General features: G+C 67.3%; 13 protein-coding genes. 8 read left to right on the top strand and 5 right to left on the bottom strand.

Translation table 11 applies throughout. From position 1 onward, the window contains the following. The first annotated feature begins 469 nt into the window (after positions 1 to 469). The gene (locus ACFQ7C_RS11440) at positions 470 to 5809 is read left to right on the top strand and encodes a hypothetical protein (RefSeq protein ID WP_378900708.1); all 5340 of its coding nucleotides are present in this window, start codon (positions 470 to 472) and stop codon (positions 5807 to 5809) included. A gap of 71 nt (positions 5810 to 5880) precedes the next feature. On the opposite strand, the gene ACFQ7C_RS11435 is transcribed toward ACFQ7C_RS11440, so the two are convergent. Together ACFQ7C_RS11435 and ACFQ7C_RS11430 are read right to left on the bottom strand one after the other, a co-directional pair. Further along, entirely contained in the window at positions 5881 to 7254 is a 1374-nt protein-coding gene (locus tag ACFQ7C_RS11435) for a glycoside hydrolase family 28 protein (protein WP_378900820.1), read from the bottom strand. Positions 7255 to 7291: 37 nt separating this feature from the next. Continuing rightward, positions 7292 to 8245: a family 43 glycosylhydrolase gene (locus tag ACFQ7C_RS11430; RefSeq protein ID WP_378900705.1), complete on the bottom strand. Its 954-nt coding sequence runs from the start codon at positions 8243 to 8245 to the stop codon at positions 7292 to 7294. Between the two features lie 194 nt (positions 8246 to 8439). Between ACFQ7C_RS11430 and ACFQ7C_RS11425 the strand changes: the two genes are divergently transcribed. The 7 genes from ACFQ7C_RS11425 to ACFQ7C_RS11395 all read left to right on the top strand — a co-directional run bounded on the left by ACFQ7C_RS11425 (position 8440) and on the right by ACFQ7C_RS11395 (position 18101). Then, entirely contained in the window at positions 8440 to 9783 is a 1344-nt protein-coding gene (locus tag ACFQ7C_RS11425) for an ABC transporter substrate-binding protein (RefSeq protein ID WP_378900702.1), read from the top strand. A 66-nt stretch (positions 9784 to 9849) separates the two neighbouring features. Then, positions 9850 to 10872, top strand: a complete 1023-nt coding sequence (locus ACFQ7C_RS11420) for a carbohydrate ABC transporter permease (protein WP_378900699.1) — start codon at positions 9850 to 9852, stop codon at positions 10870 to 10872. After that, entirely contained in the window at positions 10869 to 11765 is an 897-nt protein-coding gene (locus tag ACFQ7C_RS11415) for a carbohydrate ABC transporter permease (protein WP_378900696.1), read from the top strand. The genes ACFQ7C_RS11420 and ACFQ7C_RS11415 overlap by 4 nt, the downstream gene beginning before the upstream one ends. Beyond that, complete coding sequence (locus ACFQ7C_RS11410; protein ID WP_378900693.1) at positions 11762 to 12478, top strand: hypothetical protein; 717 nt, start codon at positions 11762 to 11764, stop codon at positions 12476 to 12478. Before ACFQ7C_RS11415 ends, ACFQ7C_RS11410 begins: the two co-directional genes overlap by 4 nt. Continuing rightward, positions 12475 to 15576, top strand: a complete 3102-nt coding sequence (locus tag ACFQ7C_RS11405; protein WP_378900690.1) for an NAD(P)-dependent oxidoreductase — start codon at positions 12475 to 12477, stop codon at positions 15574 to 15576. Before ACFQ7C_RS11410 ends, ACFQ7C_RS11405 begins: the two co-directional genes overlap by 4 nt. A 15-nt stretch (positions 15577 to 15591) precedes the next feature. Beyond that, entirely contained in the window at positions 15592 to 17175 is a 1584-nt protein-coding gene (locus tag ACFQ7C_RS11400) for a family 43 glycosylhydrolase (protein WP_378900687.1), read from the top strand. Beyond that, a complete protein-coding gene (locus ACFQ7C_RS11395) occupies positions 17172 to 18101 on the top strand; it encodes a nucleoside hydrolase (RefSeq protein WP_378900684.1) in 930 nt (309 codons plus the stop codon). Before ACFQ7C_RS11400 ends, ACFQ7C_RS11395 begins: the two co-directional genes overlap by 4 nt. Before the next feature lie 15 nt (positions 18102 to 18116). Here the strand turns inward: ACFQ7C_RS11395 and ACFQ7C_RS11390 are convergent, their stop codons facing one another. From ACFQ7C_RS11390 to ACFQ7C_RS11380, 3 genes are all read right to left on the bottom strand, one after another. Next, complete coding sequence (locus tag ACFQ7C_RS11390) at positions 18117 to 19193, bottom strand: LacI family DNA-binding transcriptional regulator (protein WP_378900681.1); 1077 nt, start codon at positions 19191 to 19193, stop codon at positions 18117 to 18119. 429 nt (positions 19194 to 19622) lie between these two features. Next, positions 19623 to 20195: a TetR/AcrR family transcriptional regulator gene (locus ACFQ7C_RS11385; RefSeq protein WP_378900678.1), complete on the bottom strand. Its 573-nt coding sequence runs from the start codon at positions 20193 to 20195 to the stop codon at positions 19623 to 19625. Positions 20196 to 20199: 4 nt separating this feature from the next. Then, positions 20200 to 20784, bottom strand: a complete 585-nt coding sequence (locus ACFQ7C_RS11380) for a sugar O-acetyltransferase (RefSeq protein WP_378900675.1) — start codon at positions 20782 to 20784, stop codon at positions 20200 to 20202. Positions 20785 to 20861: the final 77 nt, after the last annotated feature.

Raw genomic sequence — 20861 nt, 5'->3', positions numbered from 1 at the left:
CGGGACCGTCGTCGTGGGGCGCACATCGGACTTGCGATTGGCCTTCACGCCAACTCGGTTCGTGATCACGGCGTGCCCACGAACCAAAGGGAATGGGGTGGAACCAGTGCCGGAGATTGCGGAGCAACGCACGTCAGGATGCGCGTGATTGCGCGGTATCTCGTCTGAGACAGGTTCAGACGGATCAGCCAGGATCCCGCTCGGCGTGCTTCAAATCCCTCCGTCTGCGCCAGTTTCCGGCCGGTTATGCGTCGTTCTGGCCCTACGTCTCCGCACTGGAGTGCGCGCCGCCCCGCTGGGGGCCCAGGTACAGCCTCGGCTGAATGGGTTCGGGACTGAGGCTGAAGTGGCGGCTCACTCTTCACTGTTGACTGCCCCACGATCCTTCGATAGCGTCTGCAACTAGTTGCATGGATAGCGCTTACCAACGCGCGCAAGAGGTTGTGAATCGCCGATCGAAGGAGATCCTGTGTTCCCCACATTTCCGAGCGACCGGCCGCGCCGGGCGAGCCGCGCCGCGATGCTGCTGATAGCGGGCGCAACGACGCTTGCGCTCACGCTCTCGGTCGCGCCCGCGGCGTCCGCAGCGGCAGCCGCCGACATCAACGCGAGGCACGGTGAGCACGCCGCTGCACCGGTCGCCGGTGTGATCGATCGCGTGACGTTCGGTGATGCCGCGTCCGAGGAGGCGCATCGATTCCGGACGGACGGGAGCACGGTAGAACCTCGTGAGTCGGGATCGGTCCGTGTCGCGCAGCCGCTCGCGCCCACTCAGAACCGACTGGGCGATCTGGTGGTGACGCTGGCGGTGGATCCGGCCGCGCAGAACCACCTGAGCATGACGTTCTCGGGGGACGAGGCATCCCCACTCCGCACTCACCTCCTCGTGGACGGCCAATACATCAGCTACCTCGCCGCGGGCGACTACGAATCGATCAACCCCGCGTTCGGCGCTGGCCTCCCCGGGCGCCCGTACACGGCGACCACGCTTCTGCCTCTTGAGTCGACGCAGGGACGCACGCACGTCCAGGTGACGGTCCGCACCGCGGCGGCCGCGGCAACGGCGCACGCCGCCAGCCCGTCGCGTTCGTACTACGACATCAGCACCCACGTCGAGGCGTCCGCAACGCTCCCGTCGGAGTCTGCGCGTGGCGCGCTCGAAGCCGTCGGTGTCGCCGACGCCTGGAGCGAGGCCGATGAGCAGGCGGCGATCGATGGATACCGTTCCCTGCAGCTGAGCCGTGTCGCCGCGATCGCGGGCAAGATCGATGCGGGTCCGGCGGGCATCCCCGACATCTCGAAGTACGCGAACGAACTGCGCTATTACGCCGAATCGCTGACGAGCTCCTGGTCGCCCGACGACACCCCGGTGGAGCAGCGCGCCGCGCTCGGACGGATCTTCTCGGCGATCGACCGGTACACCGTCCGCTACTACGCCGACGTGCGCTCGCTCGGCAGCGGCGGCCATCAGTCCGACTGGGGTGGCTACTACGCGGAGCTCGGCGAGGCGCTGTACATCGTCGAGAACCTGATCGCGGATGACTCGGTCTTCGGCCGCGAGGCATTCGAGGCGTTCCTCGAGGAGCCGTTCACGACGGGCACCGTCGACGGGCCCAACACGATCGCCGGGGTGGACTGGAGCGGGGACTCGCTCAGCCGCGGTGAAGCCTGGGAGCGCGTGCTCAAGGCGAACTTCGACTTCGCCCGGTCACGGCTCTCGTACATCTCGAACCAGGTCCACTACACCTACGAGGGCGCATGGCGCGCACACGAGGGGCTGCGCGTCATCGGGTCCGACTTCTATGAAGGGCGCGCACGCAGCCATGAGATCCTCCGGGAGATCTGGGGCATCTCCCCTTTTCTGGGGGAGGAGATCCTCGTCGGTCCTGACGGACAGGAGCTCGACGTCTACCACTCGCTGTTCAACCACGACGCGAACGCCGAGTACACCGAGGACTACCTCCAAGTGATCATGCGAGGACTCGCGAAAAGCGCCCTGGATGACCACGGCGGGGTTCAGCGGCGTCTGCCGTACGGCACGGAGTACACCTCGATCAGCGAGCAGGCGCTGCTGCGTGAGAACCACTACGTCGGCAACTACGGTGAGACCGCGAATTGGATCCCGACGTACTTCTGGCGCACCTGGGGTCACGTCGGCGACGAGCAGATCAACGCCGAACTGCTCCAGCAGGCGCTCAAGAACATGCACTCCCGCGCGCTCACCCGCTATCAGGGTGTGACGACAGCCGGAGACCGGGCGATGTTCATGGAGCAGATCGTCGACGATCGAAACACTGCCTATCCGGGCAAGGTCGCGTACGCCACCGACAGTGGAACGAACCTCGGTCTGATGTACGTGTCGCTCGAGCAGCACATGGTTGAGAACGCGTCGCTCTACGACGGTGACGAGTGGGACGAGTACTGGGAGTACGCGCGTGAGGGTGTGGGCATCATGCAGCAGCAGCTCGCCGACAACCAGTACTTCCCTTATTTCTCCAGCGCGACCCGCGCCACGCCGCAGGTCAACAAGGATCATCGCCTTCCTGAGTCGTGGGCCTACCTCAACGGTGGTCGCGAAGCGGCGCTGGGGGACGCTGATGCGGCGGTCGTGCTGCCGAACACCGACCTGGCTCTTTACTCCGACGCCGAACTCGCCGACCTCGGGGTAGCCCGAGACGCACTGGACGAGCCGGGCGCGTGGGTCGACATCGACAACCTGTTCGTGCGGATGCGCGACGGGTCGACCACGATTCTCGGATCGCTCGCGATGCGCAACTACGGCTACCTCGCGAACGGACGCCTGCACGTTCAGTCTGACGGGAATGAGCACCTGGCGCAGATCGCCACATCCGGGGTGTTCACCTACGACCAGACGACGACGATCGGCGAGGGCGTGAGCAATCCCATCTTCGTCGACCCGGACTCGGACGGCCCGAACCCGGGCAATGCTCGCGCCGGGCAGGTGGTTCCGATCACGTCCCAGCCCGGTGTCGGGGAGGTCGTTCGCGACAACTTCACCGTCGACACCCCGTACTCCGGGTATCCGGATCTGATCCGTGCTGTCTACGGTGACTACCTGTTCGCCGTGAACACCACGCGCGACGCGTATGACAACGCGAGGACGATCGCCGTGGAGCTCCCTCAGGGGGTTCAGGCGCGAACCGTGTTCGACCTCGTCTCGGGCAGTGAGTTGCAGGTCCGCGACGGGGCGGTGCAGGTACCCTCGCACACCGCGGTGGTGCTCCGTGTCGCCGACGCCGACCAGCCGCAGGAGGCGCCGGCGAAGGTCGACGCGGTGGTGTTGACGCCCTCGCCGTCCGGCGTCGTCGTCTCGTGGCGCCTCGCATCAGGGGCGAGCAGCTACCGTATCGAGCGCGAAGCAAAGAACGGTCGCTTCGAGGTCGTCGCACGCAAGGTCACCGGGTCCACCTACCTCGACGACAATGTGCGCAGCGGAACCCAGCGGTATCGAGTGGTCGCGGTGAACGGCAAGACCGAAGCCTCGCCCTCCGCCCCGCGTTCGACCGAGGTCGCCGGCTCCACGCTCAAGAAGGACTGGGACAACACGTCGGTCGGCGCTATTGGACACCCCCTGATCGAGGTCCGTGGTGACAGCATCCGGATCAGCGGTGCCGCCGCCTCCGGGTACGGCGTCGGTGACGACTATATGATCTACGACCGATTCGCCGAAGACTCGCTCGCGCAGGTGACCACGGCGCGAACGGGGAGCTATTCGATCTCCACCAAGCTCACTGCGCACTCTGGCGACATCGCCGGCATCACCGTCCGCGGCGGTGCGAGCGCCACCGCGCCGTACGTCTACCTCGGCGCTCGGTCAGACGGCCAACTGGAGATCCGACAGCGCACCCTCGACACGCGGGTGAATCTCGTGGGATCGGCCGGCGGTGCGGGCACGACCCGCTCCGAACAGACGTCACCTCGGACGATCGCGCTGCCTGACGCGACCCTCGCGCAGTATCCCTACCTCCGACTGGATCGGGACGCCGGCGGGCAACGCGTGATCGCGCTGGTGTCGGCCGACGGAAAGACGTGGACTCAGATCGCTCAGCTCGCGCTGGTCACCGCCGGCGGCTCGCACGTCGGAGTCGTCACCACCTCCACCGTGACGGCCGAGAAGATCGACGTCGGCGCATTCAAGGTCGACGAAGTCGTCGCATCCGCCCGACAGGTCGATCAGCTGGTCTCGCTGGTGTGGAACCGTCCCGAGTCAGCATCGGCCTTCCGCGTGTACCGCACGTTCGACGCGAAGGCCGCGGCGAAGGGGCTCCGAGGCGACGCGTGGTCGGTCATCGCCGACGGCATCGTCGAATCCGGATACACCGACAGCCTCGTCGGCGAGGACGCGTGGTATGTCGTGGCGTCGCTCGACGAGCGCGGCGACGTCATCGGGAGCAGCGCCGCGGTCGGGGCAACCGGCTATCCGATCGCATCGCTGATCGCGGCCGCTCGCAGCATCGACCTGAGCGGGTTCACTGCTGCCAGCGTGGGGCTGTACCTCGCGGAGATCGACGCGGTCGAAGCCGAGGCGGCAAGCCCCGAAGCGGATCACGGTGCGCTGGCGATCCGCCTCGCGGCGGCGACAGACCTGCTCGTGCAGCTCTACATCGATGGCTTCGAGCCGGCGACCGCGGATCGCTGGGAGGGCCTTCGGACGACGAGCACTCCCGCGGCCTACACGCAGGAGGTCAGTCAGGATCCCGCCGTCGCACGAACGGGCTCGGGCTCGCTCGTGATCACGAACTCCGGCGCGGACCGCAACGCCGCGCACAACGCGTGGTTCACGAACATCTCGAGTCCGGTCCAGATCGACGCCGCTCCCCAGACGACCTATCGGGTTTCGTTCTCCTACCGGCTCGAGAACTACGCGTACGCCTCCGGCGTCGGCGCGTACCTCTTCCTCCGCGGGTACAGCGGGTCGAGCGCGCCCGAGCCGGAGACCCGGTTCTGGCTGCAGGAATCGAGCACGCCGGGGAGCGAGTGGAAAACCTTCACGACGCTCCATACGACCAGCGCAGCACCGATCGATCGGTTCGTGACGCAGTTCGGCCTGCGTGGGGCCACGGGAACCGTGCGAATCGATGATCTCCGCATCGAACCGGTCGACCTGCTGACCGAGCTCATCGCTGCTGCCCGCCTCGTCGATCTCGCGGGCTACACCGCCGCGAGTGCGGAGGCGTACAGCTCCGAGATCGATGCGATCGCCGTGGCAGCGACGGCACCGGATGCCGACAAAGCGGTTCTCGTCGCACGTGTGCGCGCCGCGGCATCCCTTCTCGTTCAGGTCTTCACCGAGGGGTTCGAGGCCGATGCCTCGAGTCGATGGGCGGTAGGGCGTGCGAGCGGGACGCCGACGACCTACGCAGCGACGATCGAATCGGATGCGGCGACCGCTCGCACCGGCGAGGGTTCGCTCCTGCTCGCCGGCAATGAACCGACGCTGAACGCGGCGCACAACGTGTGGCTCACCAACGCGGCATCGAACTCGCCCGTCAAAGCGGCCCCGTTGACGACCTACCGGATCCGCTTCAGCTACCAGCTGACCGACCTGTCGGCCGCCCCGACCGTCGGCGCGTACCTGTTCGTCCGAGGGTTCTCCGGGTCCACCGGCGGAACCGAGACGCGCTACTGGCTGCGCGAGTCGACGGCTGCCGGGGAGTGGCGCGAGTTCGACGCGACGTTGACGACGTCTGCGGCGGCGGTCGATCGGCTCGTCCTGCAGTTCGGGTTGCGTGGGTCGAGCGGTGCGTTCCGGATCGATGACGTGCGGGTGGAGCCGGTGCAGCCGTGAGCTGAGGTATCCGCCGTCCCAGGCCGATGGTCCCGACCCGCGTAGGGTCGGGACCATCGGCACATCCGTGCTTAGACCGGCGCCAGAACTGTGACGTCTTCGTTCAGCACGGTGCATCCCTCGATGACATAGGGCGGGCGCGCGTCCGGATGCTGCGCCTCCAGCACGATCGCGTCTAGTCGAAGCTGGTCGACATTGCGGACATCAAGGAAGGTTGTGCGGCTCCACGTCGGGTAGTAGTTCGAGGATGTGCCCTCGGTGCACCGCTCGAGCGCGTCGACGACCTCTGGGTACTCGTCGAACGGGTGTGAAGGCTCCCGCACCCCGCCCCAGGGGACATAGGTGATGTCGCGGAGCGTGAGATTCCGGATGGGCCTGCTCCGCGCGGCATCCACGCGCATGCCGGCGAACTCGGGCGTGCCCTGGATGTCATGGTCGAACCTCCACTGCTCGAGCGCCATATCTGCGGAGTCGACCGCGGTCAGTCCGGTGATCCGGACGTGGGACAGCTCGCCGATCGGCGGCATCTGGTCGAGCTCGATCGACGAGCCCAGGTCATCGGGCTCGAAACGGTTGTTGAGCAGGATCCAGACCGGGCGGCGGACATCGTGCATGACGACGTCGCTGATCGCGATGCGGGTGATCGTGCCACCCTCGGTGCACTCGATTTTGACGCCCTCGCGGAGGATGCGGTTCATCGTGATGCCACGGACCGTGACGTCGCTGATCGTCCCGATCGACTTCAGCCCGATGCGGATGCCGGCGCACACCGAGCTGAGCTCGCAGTCGCTGATGTGGATGTTCCGCGTCGGATACGCTTCGCTGGAGGACTGCAGGCAGATGTTGTCGTCGGTGCCGACGATGTGGCATCCGCGCACGAAGACGTGCTCGCAGCCGTCGAAGTTCAGGCCGTCGCCGTTGAAATTCGATTCGTTGTGGATGCGGACGCCCTCCACCCAGATCCATCGGGAATCGAGGAAGGCTGTCGTCCAGCCGGCCGCGTCGAGGAGCCGCAGGTCGCGCACGCGCACATGGCTCGCTCGGAGCGTGCGCAGCATCATGGCGCGCTGGCCTGTGTCTCGCTGGGGAAACGCGGGCCCGTTGCCGTTGATCTCGCCCGGGCCGCTGAGGGTGACGTGCTCCACGTCGCGGGCCAGGAGCAAACACCGGTCGAGTTCGGGCTCGTTGCGGTACCTGTTGTGGTGGACGTCTTCTGGATAGTCCGCGATGTCGGGGCTCGCGAGCAGCCGGGCCGAGGCCGCGACGTGCAACTCCACACGCGACCGGAGGAAGAGTGTTCCGGTGAGGTACGTGCCGTCCTCGACGGCGACGAGGCCGCCGCCGGCCGCCCCGCAGGCGTCGAGTGCCGCCTGCAGAGCTGCGGTGTCGAGCGTTGTCCCATCGCCGATGGCGCCGAAGTCACGTGGGTCGAAGGTGTGCGGCATAGCTGAGGTTCCCTCTTCGTCGTGTTGTATCTCGTCGTCAGTCGCACCCATCGGTGGCGTCATCGCCTGGGTTGAATCGGCTTTCGAGCGGTCGCCAGGACTCGGTCCACTCGAGTACGGCGGATCCGGCCGACAGCCGGAGTGGGAGCCAGACCGCCGCAGAGTTCGCGAGATCGTCGGGCAGCCAACGGTCCCCGATGTAGAGGAATCGGTCGCCGTCCAGCGCAACCACCGCGCTCACCTGAGATTCGAACGTGCGGCTTCCGGGAGGGGCGAACTCTTGCCAGCCGGACCATGGCCCGCGGAGGTCGGCCGCCGTGGCGTACTTGTTGTCGTTCATGGACCAGCCGGTGAGATCCGAGCCGAACAGGTAGTACAGGCCGTCGTGCTTCACGAGCGCGGGGGACTCGTACCCGAACTCGGGTCGCGCCTGTTGCGACAGCGTCGCGACGATCGACTCCGCGCCGGTCCACTCCGCGTTCAATCGGTAGATGTGCAGGCCGTTGGTGCGGTCCTCCGACAGGAGATACGCCACGTCGCCTTCGGCGTAGACACCGATGTCGCGACTGAGATTCGACAGCGGTCGTTCGCTGCCGAGGTACTCGTATGGTCCGGCGGCGGAGTCGGCGATCGCGTAGCCGACGCGGGCGTCGGCGTAATCCCCGCTGTCGATGTGGAGATAGAGCACCCAGCGTCCGTCGGGGCGTCGTAACGCCTTCGGCCGTTCGATGATGCGGTCGCGAGCGAGGTCGCCGGTGCCGGCCTCGATCGCGTTGCCCTCGAATCGCCAGGCGGCGAGATCGGCGGACGAGTAGACCGCGACGGCGGTGAAGGTCGAGCCCGCGGTCTTGTCCTCACCCCACGCCCACCACCGGTCGTCGATGCGCTGGATGCCGACGCCGTGCAACTGCGCGACGCGGCCACGGTCGTCGATGAAGGGGGTCCCTGGCGTGATCGCCGCTGAGGCAGCCGCGGGGTCGAGTTGTGTCATGGTGTGGTCCTTTCACGTCTCACGGAGCGATCCTCGACCTCGGTGCACAGGAAGATCGGCACTGGACTTGCGGAAACCGTCCGTCGAGATCAAACTGTAATGCAACTAGTTGCAAAAAACTCTGGAAAACGCCTTCCTCCGGAGTTATGCTTCGAGCGGCGGACCTGATCCGGCCGAAAATCAAGGGAGATGAAATGACAATCGCAACGACGCGTAAGGCAGCAGGCCGCATCGCAATCGTGGCCGCAGGGGCGGCTGTGTCGGCGCTCGTTCTCGCCGGCTGTACTGGCTCCGAAGGAAGCGACGCGGCTGCGGAGAAGACGGAGATCCGTTTCCTCTACGCCACAGGTGACGAGACCTGGAACAGCACGGTGGACGCTCTCGTGACGGCGTTCAACGAGCAGAGCGACACCACGACGGTCGAGCTCGACCCGCTTCCCGCCGGCACCGACTACCCGACCGCGCTGAAGACGGTGGACGCGACCGGCAACTGGCCGGCGATCGTCGACATGCGCGACACCCTGACCTACGTCACGGCGGGCAAACTCGCCCCCATCCCATCCGAGGTCACCGACCTGCTCGAATCCGACGCGTACGCCGCCGCCGCAGACGGCAACGTCTACACCATGCCGTACAGCGCGCTCAACGGCGAGCTCGGAATCAACATCGTCTACAACAAGGACTACTTCGAGGAGAACGACCTCGAGGTGCCCGAGACGTACGACGAGTTCGTGGAACTGCTCGAGGACATCAAGGCGAACGGCGACGTTCCGCTCGCGACCGCCGCCGCTGAGATCTGGCCGGCCGACCAGCTGTGGAAGTCGCTGGCAGCATCGACGTTCGCGGAGTACTCCGAGGACGGTGGCTACTGGAACACCGCGGCGGCCGGCGACGCGTCCGTCGAGGATCTGCGTGAGCCGCTGGAGAAGCTGCAGTACATCGTCGACAACTTCGTCCTCGACGGCTGGCAGTCCACCGCGGACGCACAGACGACCACGCTGCTGGTCAACGACCAGGCGGTCATGGCGACCTCGTCGGCCGGCCTCGGCCGGCTGATGGACATCAGCAAGGTCGACCCCGATTTCAACGCCGGCATGTTCATCGTCCCCGCTGAGGACGGCAACCTCTACGTGCTGAAGAACAGCCCGGTCGGCGACACCGCCGGTGGCCTCGCGATCTCGTCACAGGCCGCCGAGGACGAGGACGAGTACGCGTCCTCGATCGAGTTCCTCGAGTACTTCTACTCCGTCGATGCGGCGAACCTGATGCAGGAGAACGGCTGGCTGTCGCCCAACATCGTCAAGTCGGACGAGGTCGTGCAGAACGACTCGATCCCCGGTGCCGCCGACTACTTCGGTCTGCTCGATAACCCGAACCTGGTCTGGTACGAGAACGCACCGGAGTTCTCGACCTTCAGCGCTCTGAACACGTTCTTCCGCCAGGCCCGCATCGAGATGCAGGACGGCCAGACCACGATCGACGAGACGATCGCCAAGACGCAGACCGAGCTCGAGACCCAGGTCGCAGCCGCCAAGTAAGACCACTGCCGGGTGGGGTGCGTTCCCCACCCGGCAGATCCACAGTTCGGTCCGAAGGAGGACGACATGAGCGATCAGAGCTCACAAGAAGGCAGTGGCGGCATCGTTGCCGCGACGACGCTGCTGACCGGGAAGCGTCCCCTCGACGGCATCCCGGATGATGATCTCGCACCCGAGACCGCGGCGCCCCCGAAGGCGCGGCGGTTCACCGCGGCCCATCGCGGGAAGCTGGTGCTGTTCGGGTTCGTCGCTCCAGCGCTCGCGATCTATCTGCTGATGGTGATCGTCCCCTCGATCCAGTCCGTGCAACTGAGCTTCACGGACTGGGACGGCATCAGCGACGGCTACGACTACATCGGCTTCCAGAATTACCAAGACATCCTCACCAGCGGCCGGTTCTGGAATGCGGTGAAGAACACCCTGATCCTGGGCCTCGGATCGGCCATCATCATCAACGTCATCGCGCTCATCGTCGCGCTGCTCCTGGACCGGCTGAACCACGGTCAGGGGTTCTTCCGCACCGCTGTCTACCTGCCGGCGCTCGTCAGCGCATTCATCATGGCGACGATCTGGAAGTACCTCCTGAACTACAACTTCGGGATGGTCAACAACGTGCTGCGCGATCTCGGACTGCCCGAGTGGGCGCGCGACTGGCTCGGCGACAGCAGCATCGTCGTCTGGGTGATCCTGTTCATCACCTGCTTCACCCTCGGTGGCAACACCACCCTCATCTACCTCGCCAACCTGCAGTCCGTGCCGCAAGAGCTGCTCGAGGCCTCCAAGATCGACGGCGCAAATGGGTGGCAGTCCTTCTGGAACGTCACCTGGCCGATGATCGCCGGTGCCGTCACCGTCAACATGACCCTCGCGATGATCGCGGGCTGGGTCATCTTCGATCAGGTCATGGTGCTCACCTCCGGTGGTCCCGGTTTCGTCAGCGAAACTATGGCGTTTTTCATCTACAAGGTTGGCTTCGGCGAGTACCGCGCCGGCTTCGGTTCGGCGGCCGCTGTCGTGCTGTTCCTCGTCGTCATCGTCAGCACCGTCGGCGCGAACGCCTACATGCGCAAGAGGGAGATCCAGGCATGAGCACCTCGGACGCCACACGCCTCAACGTCCTCCCGAGGGCGCGTCGTCAGAAGACGCCCAGGGAGAAGAAGAAATGGACCATCGGCGAGGTCGTGGTCATGGTCATCCTCTCCGTCCTGGTCCTCATCGTCGCGTTCCCCGTCATCTACGCACTGCTGCAGTCCTTCCGCAGCTACGCCGAGATCACCATCGACCCGATGGGGCTTCCGACCAGCTTCACCTTCGACAACTACGTCGCGCTGTTCGAGCAAACCGATTACGCCGAGGCCCTGCTGAACACGCTCATCATCACGGTCGGCACGGTGGTGCTGCTCGTGGCGATCGTGCCGATGGCAGCGTGGGGCATCGAGCGCATCGGCGGCACGTGGGGGCGCTTCCTCTACATCCTGTTCATCGCCGGACTCATGATCCCGTTCCAGGTGCGCATGATCCCGCTCGTGAAGGGCTTCAACGAGGTCGGCCTCTACAGCACCCTCACCGCGGTCATCCTGGTGCACCTGGGCGGGGCGGCGAGCTTCGGCATCCTGCTCTACTGCAGCTTCATCAAGGGCATCCCCATCGACGTCGAGGAAGCCGCGCACGTCGACGGCGCCGGCCGGTTCCGCACCTTCTGGTCGATCGTCTTCCCCATGCTGCTGCCTGTGACGAGCGCATTCGTCATCATCCAGGCGCTCGGACTCTGGAACGACTTCTTCATCCCGCTGGTCTTCCTCGATTCGTCCAACGCGGGAACGATCAACGTGGCGATCAACCGCATGGTGGGACTGCTCACCTCCCAGTGGCAGCTCATCTACACCGGTGCGATCCTCGCGATCGTCCCGTCGATCGCGATCTTCGCGGCGTTCCAGCGCTACTTCATCAAGCGCATGTCGGTCGGGGCGGTGAAGGGATGACCATCGCACGTCTCACATCGCGGCGCCCGCCGTCGCGGATGCAGCGCCTGCTCGGATACGACGGGCCGGTCGCGACGATGCTGCTGGCGACCTTCCAGTACTTCACCGTCTCGGTTTCGTTCGTCGCCTGTCTCGCGCCGGTGCTCGCGTTCCAGGCTCTCGTCGGCTGGCAGCCGACCCACCTGGCCATCGGGCTCGGCGCGCTGTCGCTGCTTCCCGTGTTCCCCGCCGTGCACGGTCTGCTGCTCGCGGCCGAGGTGCTTCGGGCAGAGGGCGCGAGCGGCCGGGCAGGTCGTCGATTCTGGGCGGGCTTCGCTTCGGCGTTCCGCACCATGACGTGGGCGGCGGTCGGCGTCGTCGTCGCCGCGCTACTGATCGGCTACGACCTCGCCCTGTTCGGTCACGAAGACATCGTGTTCCTCATGGCCGTCGGCACGGCCGCCGTCGCGGTGATCCTCGCGATCGCAATCTCCTCCGTCGCATTGCGCGAACGGGTGTCGCCGATCGCGCTGCTCACCGCCGCTGTCGGCGGAATCGCGAGGCGCCCCCATGTCGCGCTCGCCTGGCTGCTGCTGGTGAGCCTCGCGGGAGCCGCCACGATGCTTCCCGTCGTCGGCGCGGTGGCGTGGGTCTTCGCGCCCGCCGCCGCGGCCGTGGCGGTGCGGATCTGCAACCGGGCTCTGGGCTTCGACCGGGTGGTGGCGACCCGATGACGGACACTCTCGATGCCGTCGAGATCCCGGATGTCGATGCGGCTGAATCCCGCGCGGCCGCGATCGGCGGGTTCACGCTCGAGTGGGGCGACCACCGCCCCGCCTCCCTTCGAGTCTCGGGTTCGGTGCTCGTCGGTCGTCGCGCCGTCGCACTCGTCGAGGTCTTCACCGCGGCTGAGCAGCGTGCTCGCACCAGCCAGGCGTACTACCGCTCGGCGGTCGGCGAGCGTCTGCGGGTCGGCGCGGTCGAGCGGGACGGCGACGGCCTCACCGTCACCCAGCTCGATCCGGTGACCGGTCTAGAAGCGACGACCCGGCTGACCACCCCGACGGCCGACAGCATCCGCATCGAGACCCGCGTCGCCAACACCGCTGCGCAGACAGTCGTCCTCACCGCGGTCGGCTCCGCGACCATCGGCATCGCACGCTCCGAGGTCGACCTCGACCGCATCGTCGTCTCGACCGCCCGCAGCGAATGGCTCGCCGAGAACCGATGGTTCGACGCGCCGCTGCGTGACAGCGTCCCGGATCTCTCCCTTCCCATCCACGGTCAGGATGGCCGTGGCCACGGCTCGTGGACGAGTCACGGCGCCTGGTCCACCGGCGAACTGCTGCCGGTCGGGGCTCTCGCCGACACCACCACCGGCGAGGCGATCGCATGGCAGATCGAGTCGAGCGCCGGCTGGCACGTCGACATCAGCCAGGGCGCGGACGGCGCCGTGCTCACCCTGCTCGGCCCGACCGACCTCGAGCACCAGTTCGCGCAGGCGCTCGGCCCCGGTGAGGGGTTCGATGCGGTGCCGGTCGCGCTCACCGTCTCGGCCGTGGGTCGTGACGGCGCCCTCGCGGCGCTCACGCCGTACCGTCGCACGCTGCGACCGGATGCCGCGGCCGAGGGCGTGCCGATCGTCTACAACGACTTCATGAACACCCTCATGGGTCAGCCCTCGACCGAGAAGCTGCTCCCGCTGATCGGAGCGGCCGCCGAGGCGGGCGCTGAGGTGTTCTGCATCGACGCCGGGTGGTTCGCCGATCCCGAGATCGGGGACTGGTGGTCGACCGTCGGCGAGTGGCGCGAGGCCTCCACCCGATTCGATGCCGCCGGATTACGGGGCGTGGTCGATGAGATCCACCGGCACGGCCTGCGGTCGGGGCTCTGGCTCGAGCCCGAGGTCGTCGGGGTGCGCAGCCCCGCTGCGGCGACGCTCCCCGACGAAGCGTTCTTCACGCGGTTCGGCGTGCGCGTGCAGGAGCACGAGCGCTTCCACCTCGACTTCCGGCATCCTGCCGCCCGCGCACACCTCGATGCCACCGTCGATCACCTGGTGGCCGAGTACGGCATCTCGTACCTGAAGCTGGACTACAACATCAATCCCGGCGCGGGAACCGAAGCGGATGCCGCGGGTGCCGGCGCAGGTCTGCTCGGGCATGTGCGGGCCTACCGCGACTGGCTGGTCGCCGTGCAAGAGCGCCACCCGGGGCTGCTCCTCGAGAACTGCAGCTCCGGTGCGATGCGCGCCGACTACGGACTCCTCGCCGTGACGCACCTGCAGTCCACCACCGACCAGCAGGACTTCCTCCGCTACCCGCCTGTCGCGGCGTCCGCTCCCGCCTCGATCCTGCCCGAGCAGTGCGGGAACTGGGCGTATCCGGCGGCGGACATGACCGATGCCGAGACGGCGTTCACCCTCGTGACCGGGCTCAGTGGACGTCTCTACCTCTCGGGGTTCCTCGGACGGCTGCGGCCATCGCAGTGGGCGCTGGTGACGGAGGCGACGGCGCTGCACAAGGACCTTCGCGCCGGGCTGGCCGAGTCCACCCCGTTCTGGCCGCTGGGCCTTCCGGGGTGGGACGACGAGGTGATCTGCCTCGGTCTGCACACCTCCGACGCCGACCTGATCTTCGTCTGGGACCGTGGTGCCGAACCCGGCGAAGTGCTGATCCCCGGCGTGTTCGGCGAGGCGTCGTTCCTGTTCCCCGCCGCGCCGGCCGACTGGTCCGCGGTCAGCACCCGGTACGGGCTCCTGCTGCGAACCGCGCCCGGGACAGCGGCGCGCGTGCTTCGCGTCGACACCCAGCCCGGCGGTCGTGCACACGACTACCGCAACGAGAAAGGCGATCTGATGAAGGCCGTGATGGTGATGGCCTCGGATGCCCGGGACCTCGTCTTCACAGAGGACGACCTCGCGAAGCTGCGCGACATGCTGGATGTCGACACCGATCGGATGATCACATCGCTCGACGCTCTGTCCGAAGAGGAGCGCGCGCGAACCGAACTGCTCGTCACAGGCTGGGGCACACCCGACCTCGGTCCCGCCGATCTCGATACGCTGCCCTCGCTGCGGGCTGTCGTGCACTGGGGCGGAGGCGTAGGCTTCCTCGACTCGTCCGCGAACGATCGCGGGATCGTGGTCTCGTCCGCGCGTGCCGTCAATGCGATCCCGGTCGCGCAGTTCACCGTCGCGATGATCGTCCTCGCCGCGAAAGAGGCCTTCTGGGTCTCGCGGCGGTACGGAGCCGAGCAGCGGTTCATCGATCGCGAGGCGGAGCTGTCTCACACGGGCCTCTACCGCTCGACGATCGGCATCGTCGGCGCCTCGAGCATCGGATCGCTGACCATCGAGATGCTCGCGGACTATGACGTGGACGTGCTCGTCTACGACCCGTACCTCACCCCGGATCGCGCCGCCGCGCTCGGGGTCGAGATCGTGGGCGACCTGGTCGAGCTCGCGCGGCGCAGCCGCATCCTGTCGATCCACACCCCCGACATCCCCGCGCTGCGTGGCATGATCTCGCGCGATGTGCTCGCAGCACTTCCTGACGGGGCGACCGTGATCAACACCGCACGCGGGCGACTGGTCGACCAGGATGGCCTGGTCGACGAGCTCCAGTCAGGACGACTCCGGGCGATCCTCGACGTGACCTACCCGGATGTGCTTCCGGCCGGGCACCCCCTGTACACGCTGCCGAACGTGTTCCTGACGCCGCACCTGGCAGGTTCGACGGGAAGCGAACTGCGTCGGCTCGGCGCCACCGCCACCGATGAGGTCGAACGACTCGTCACAGGTCAGGAATTCCAGCATCCGATCACACCCTGAGTGAGGCCCCGCCGCATGGCGACGATTCACAACCCCGTACTGCGGGGGTTCAACCCCGACCCGTCGATCGTTCGCGTCGGCGAGGACTACTACCTCGCCACGAGCACGTTCGAGTATCACCCTGCCGTCCGGATCCATCATTCGCGGGACCTCGTGAACTGGACCGTGCTGGGGCACGCCCTCACCGAGGGATTCGACCTGCGTGGCGTCCCCGACTCCGGTGGGGTCTGGGCGCCGAGCCTGAGCCACGCAGACGGCAGATTCTGGCTCGCGTACTCGATCGTGCGGACCATGGACGGCGACGACAAGGACATCGACAACTACCTCGTCACCGCCGACAGCATCACCGGCCCCTGGTCGGCACCGGTCCACCTCGGGTCGCGCGGATTCGACTTCTCGTTCTTCCACGACGTCGACGGCACCCACTGGATCATCGGCGTGCAGTGGGACCACCGGCCGGAGCACCCCTCGTTCAGCGGGCTCGCGATCGAGCAGTACTTTCCCGACGAACAGCGAGTCTCGGGCGAGGCGACGACGATCTATCAGGAGGACGTTCTCGTCGAAGGACCGAACCTGTACCGCATCGGCGACGAGTACGTGCTGACGATCGCGTCGGGTGGCACGGGCTGGAATCACAGCATCACCACCGCCCGATCCCGCGCCCTCACCGGGCCTTACGCGCGCGACCCGCTGCCTGCGATGCTCACCGGTCGCGATGCCCCCGGCGCCCCGCTCCAGAAAGCCGGGCACGGTGAACTCGTCCAGACACCGCACGGCGAATGGATGCTGGCACACCTCGCCAGCCGACCCACGCTGCACCTCGGCGAGCGGTACTGCACCCTGGGGCGCGAGACCTCGATCCAGGCCGTGGTCTTCGAGGACGGCTGGCTGCGCCTGCGTGACGGAGGCCATCATGCCGCGCTCGACGTCGCGGTCCAGACCACCCCGGTGCCTGCCGAGGACTCGGCACCGTCCGACGACGGCGGCTCGTGGACCGAGGGCTTCGCCGGTGACCGGGTGGACAGCCGCCGCTGGTCGACCCTGCGCGTCGCGCCCGCCCCCGACGTCTTCGACCTGCGCGCGCGCCCCGGCTCCCTGCGGCTGCGGGGCGGCCACTCGACCGCGTCGGTGTTCGAGCAGTCGATGCTCCTCACACGCGTGCAGGAGCACCGCACGACCTTCGAGGCGGTGATCGACGCCGCACCCCGCACCGCGCGCGAAGCGACCGGCATCATCGCCTGGTACGACCGTCAGGGCTGGATCTGGATGCAGCAGTCCTGGGACGAAGCGGCGGGGGGCAGCATCAGGATCGTGGCTCGCGATGGGGCTCGCACGACGCGCTCGGCCGCGGTGCCGGTTCCGGACGGGCCACTGCGTCTGCGCGCCCACCTCGACGGGGCCACCCTCACCTTCGCGTGGGCGACGACGACGGGGGAATGGAACGCGGTCGACGGCGAGTACCCGGCCTGGACGCTATCAGACGACCATGGCCCCCGACTCCGCTTCACCGGGATGTTCTTCGGCGTGCGCGCCGAAGACCTCGACGGACGCGGCTGGACTGCGGACGTCCTGAGCACATCGCTGCGGGCCCGGGCATGACCGATCCTCGACGCCCACGACCCCGTCTGCGGGTGATCGTCGACAACGACTTCTCCGGCGATCCCGACGACCTGTTCCAGCTCGTCCATCACGTGCTGTCGCCGAGTGTGCAGATCCCGCTCGTCATCGCGTCGCACCTGTCACCGGGCGACCCGATGGATCCCGGCGACCGCCAGGCTCAGAACGCGGCCTCGATCGCTCGCGACCTTCTCGGGCGGATGAGTGCCGGCATCCCGGTGGTGGCAGGCAGCGATGCGGCACTGGATGCCCCGGGGTCGGACTCCACCGCGGCGGTCGACGCCATCGTCCGCGAGGCGCTGCGCGACGACACCGACCTGCCGCTGTACTACGCGGCGGGCGGGGGGCTCACCGACGTCGCTGCGGCACTGCGGGCGGCACCGCACATCGCCGACAGGCTCACCCTCGTCTGGATCGGCGGCCATGCCTACGACGACCCAGCAGCCCTGACCCTGCCCGTCGAGTACAACCTCGCGATCGACCCGGTGGCCGCGCGCGAGGTCTTCGCGTCCCGCATCCCGTTCTGGCAAGTGCCGCGAGACGCCTACCGCCAATGCCTGGTCTCGACTGCCGAACTCGACGCCCGCGTGCGCGACGGCGGCGAGCTCGGGCGTCACCTCTCGGATGCGATCGACCGCGTGCGAGACTTCCACGGCCACGGCTCGCTGGACGGCGAGACCTACTGCCTCGGCGACAACCCGCTCGTGCTCGTCACCGCGCTGCAGTCCTTCTACGGACCTGATGCCTCATCGTCGGGCTGGCAGTGGCGACCAGCGCCGGCGATCGACGCGCGCGGCCACTATGCCGGGACCTGCTCTGACGCGCGACGGATCAGGGTGATGACGCGCGTCGACACGCGGCTCATGTTCGAGGACTTCTTTCACAAGCTGGACGTGTTCACGCGCTGAGCCGACGCGCCGCGGCTACTTCGCGCGAAGAGGCCCCGAAGAATCGCGGGCGATGAACGCGCTCGGCAGCACGATCGGAGACTCGTACGGGACGTCGCCGACGGCGATCCGGCCGGCGAGCACGCCGACCTCGCGGAACGGCGCATGGACGGTCGACAGCGCGGGCGTCAGGTACCCCGCCAGCGGCATGTCGTCGAATCCGACGACCGAGACGTCGTCGGGCAACCGCACTCCCTCGGCGCGGAGAGCGCCCGAAACTCCGACGGCGATCATGTCGGTCTGGCACACATACGCGGTCACGTCGGGATGCTCGGCACGGAACGGGTGCAGGATCTCCTCCGCCTGCTCCGTGAAGTTGTCCGTGTGCATCACGAGTGACTCGTCGAGTTCGATTCCGGCCCGCTCGAGCGCGGATCGATAGCCGAGGTAGCGCTGCTGCGAAGTGGTCATTCGGTCGGTCTCGCCGACATAGGCGATGCGGTGGTGGCCAAGGGTGACGAGGTGCGCCACCGCGGCTTCGATGCCGCCGACGTGGTCGTAGTCGATGCTTGCGATCTCCGGCAGCCCCTCGACAGCGGGACGGCCGCAGACGATCAGCCGCGCGCCGACGCGAGCCAGCTTGTCGGCGTAGGTGGCCGCGCGCTCCGTGAAGACGTCATCGGTTGGCGTCGAGCCCACCAGCAGCACGGCCGCAGCCCGCTGCTCGCTGAGCGAGTCGATGAGTTCGGCCTCGACCGCCGGGTCGCCGTGGGTGGTGCACATCATGAACAGATGGCCGTGGGCCGTCACGACACTCTCAGCGCCGGAGGCCATCGCAGCGAACGTCGGGCCCACCATCTGGCTTGAGACGAACGCGATGCTGCGCCGTCCAACCCCCATCATCGACCGCGCCAGCCCGTTCACCACATAGCCGAGTTCGTCCGCGGCAGCGAGCACTCGGGCATGGCTCGCCGCCTTGCCGGTCCCGCGACCCGCGAGCACTCGGGACGCCGTGGCGGTCGACACGCCGGCCAATCGCGCGACATCAGCGAGATTCGCCCGCCCGACAGGCTCGGGACCGCGCGTCGCGCCACTGCGGTTCGAGGTGCTCACAACTGCAAATGTACGCGACGGGAGAGCGCTTTCGCCGTGTTGTACGGTGATTTCACGAGACGTTGTGCAACTAGTTGCCCAGGGTGGCTGTTCCGGGGGTGGCATGTCACGACTCCGTGCCCACGTGATGCCCACGGCTGATCCGGAACGGCGTGGACCCGGAGCGAAGCAGATCAGGTTCCGCGCCTACTCGAGCCGCATGACCACGCGGAAATCGGCCACGACGGATCGAGCGGGATCGAGGCGGACGTGGCTCTGCGTGCTTCAAATCCCTCCCGCTCCCCGGAAGAACCCCCGGTCGACCGGGGGTTTTCGCGTTGTGTGAGCTCGGCGCCGGCGCCTCTCGGACGAATGCGTGGTGTGCGTGGAGCGGACCGAGTGCGCACGCGGTTCGCGCGGCCTTGCACCGCAATGCACTGAGGGCAGTCGCTAGGCGGCGATGATGCGGGCGACAGCCCGCTCCACTTCGCGCGGATCGCGAGCCTCGGCGTCGAGGGCGCGGTGGATGGTGAGCCCTTCGATGAGCGCGTCGAGCAGGCGTGCGGTCTCGGGGTCGAAGTGACGCTCGAGCGCAGCGCGGCTGCGTTGCATCCATGCGCTGGTGATCGAGCGGTACGCGGGCTCCCGGGCGGCGAGGGTGTAGAGCTCGTGCGACAACACGAGGTCACGGTCGTCGCCGAAGACGTCCTCGAGGATGATGGCGGTCACGGCCGCCTGAGCGGCGTCATGGTCTTGCGCGGCGGCCATGCGGCGTTCGAATCTGTCGCTGACTGTCGTGGCGAATCGGGTGAACGACTCCCGGAGCAGATCGTCCATGCCGTCGAAGTAGTACGTCATCGCGCCCAGCGGCACCCCCGCGTGGGCAGCAACCTTGCGGTGGGACGCGCCGGCCACGCCGGAGCGCGCGATGACGTCCAAGCATGCATCGATGATCCGGTCACGACGGTCGGGATCGTTGCGGCGGCCGAGGCGGGAGCCCGGTGTGCCTTGCTGAGCGACCATGGAACTACCCGATCGTGCGGATGACTCGGGCGGGGCTGCCGACGGCGACGACGTTGGCCGGAATGTCCTTGGTGACGACTGACCCGGCACCGATCACCGAGTTCTCGCCGATGGTCACGCCTGGGCACACGATGACACCGCCGCCGAGCCAGACGTTGTCTTCGATCGTGATCGGTTGCGCCGCCTCGAGCTTGTCCCGTCGCGGCGCAGGGTCGATCGGGTGCGTGGGAGTCAGGAGCTGGACGTTGGGCCCGATCTGGCAGTCCGCCCCGATCGTGATGGCGGCCACGTCCAAGGCGGTGAGGTTGTAGTTGACGAAGGTGCCGGCGCCGATATGGATGTTCTCGCCGTAATCCACGAACAGCGGTGGGTTGAGGTGGGCGCCGTCGCCGAGACTGCCGAGGAGCTCGGCGAGGATCGTCCTGGCCGCCGGGTCGCCCGCGACATCGGCGCGGTGATACGCGTCGGCAAGGCGGACTCCGCGCCTGTGGAGTCGTTCATTCTCGGGATCGTCCGCGATGTAGAGGTCCCCGGCGAGCATCCGTTCCCGGTTCGTACGCAGGTCGCCGGCGAAGTAGTCCGCAGTCATACGACGAACCTACACCAGATGTGTACGATCGTACCCATAGTGTGTACGATCGTACCTGCTCACGGTTTCTTCCGTCG

The sequence above is a fragment of the Microbacterium sp. NPDC056569 genome, assembly GCF_042793475.1.
Taxonomy (GTDB): Bacteria; Actinomycetota; Actinomycetes; order Actinomycetales; family Microbacteriaceae; genus Microbacterium.
This window is presented reverse-complemented; position numbering and strand designations above follow the sequence as displayed.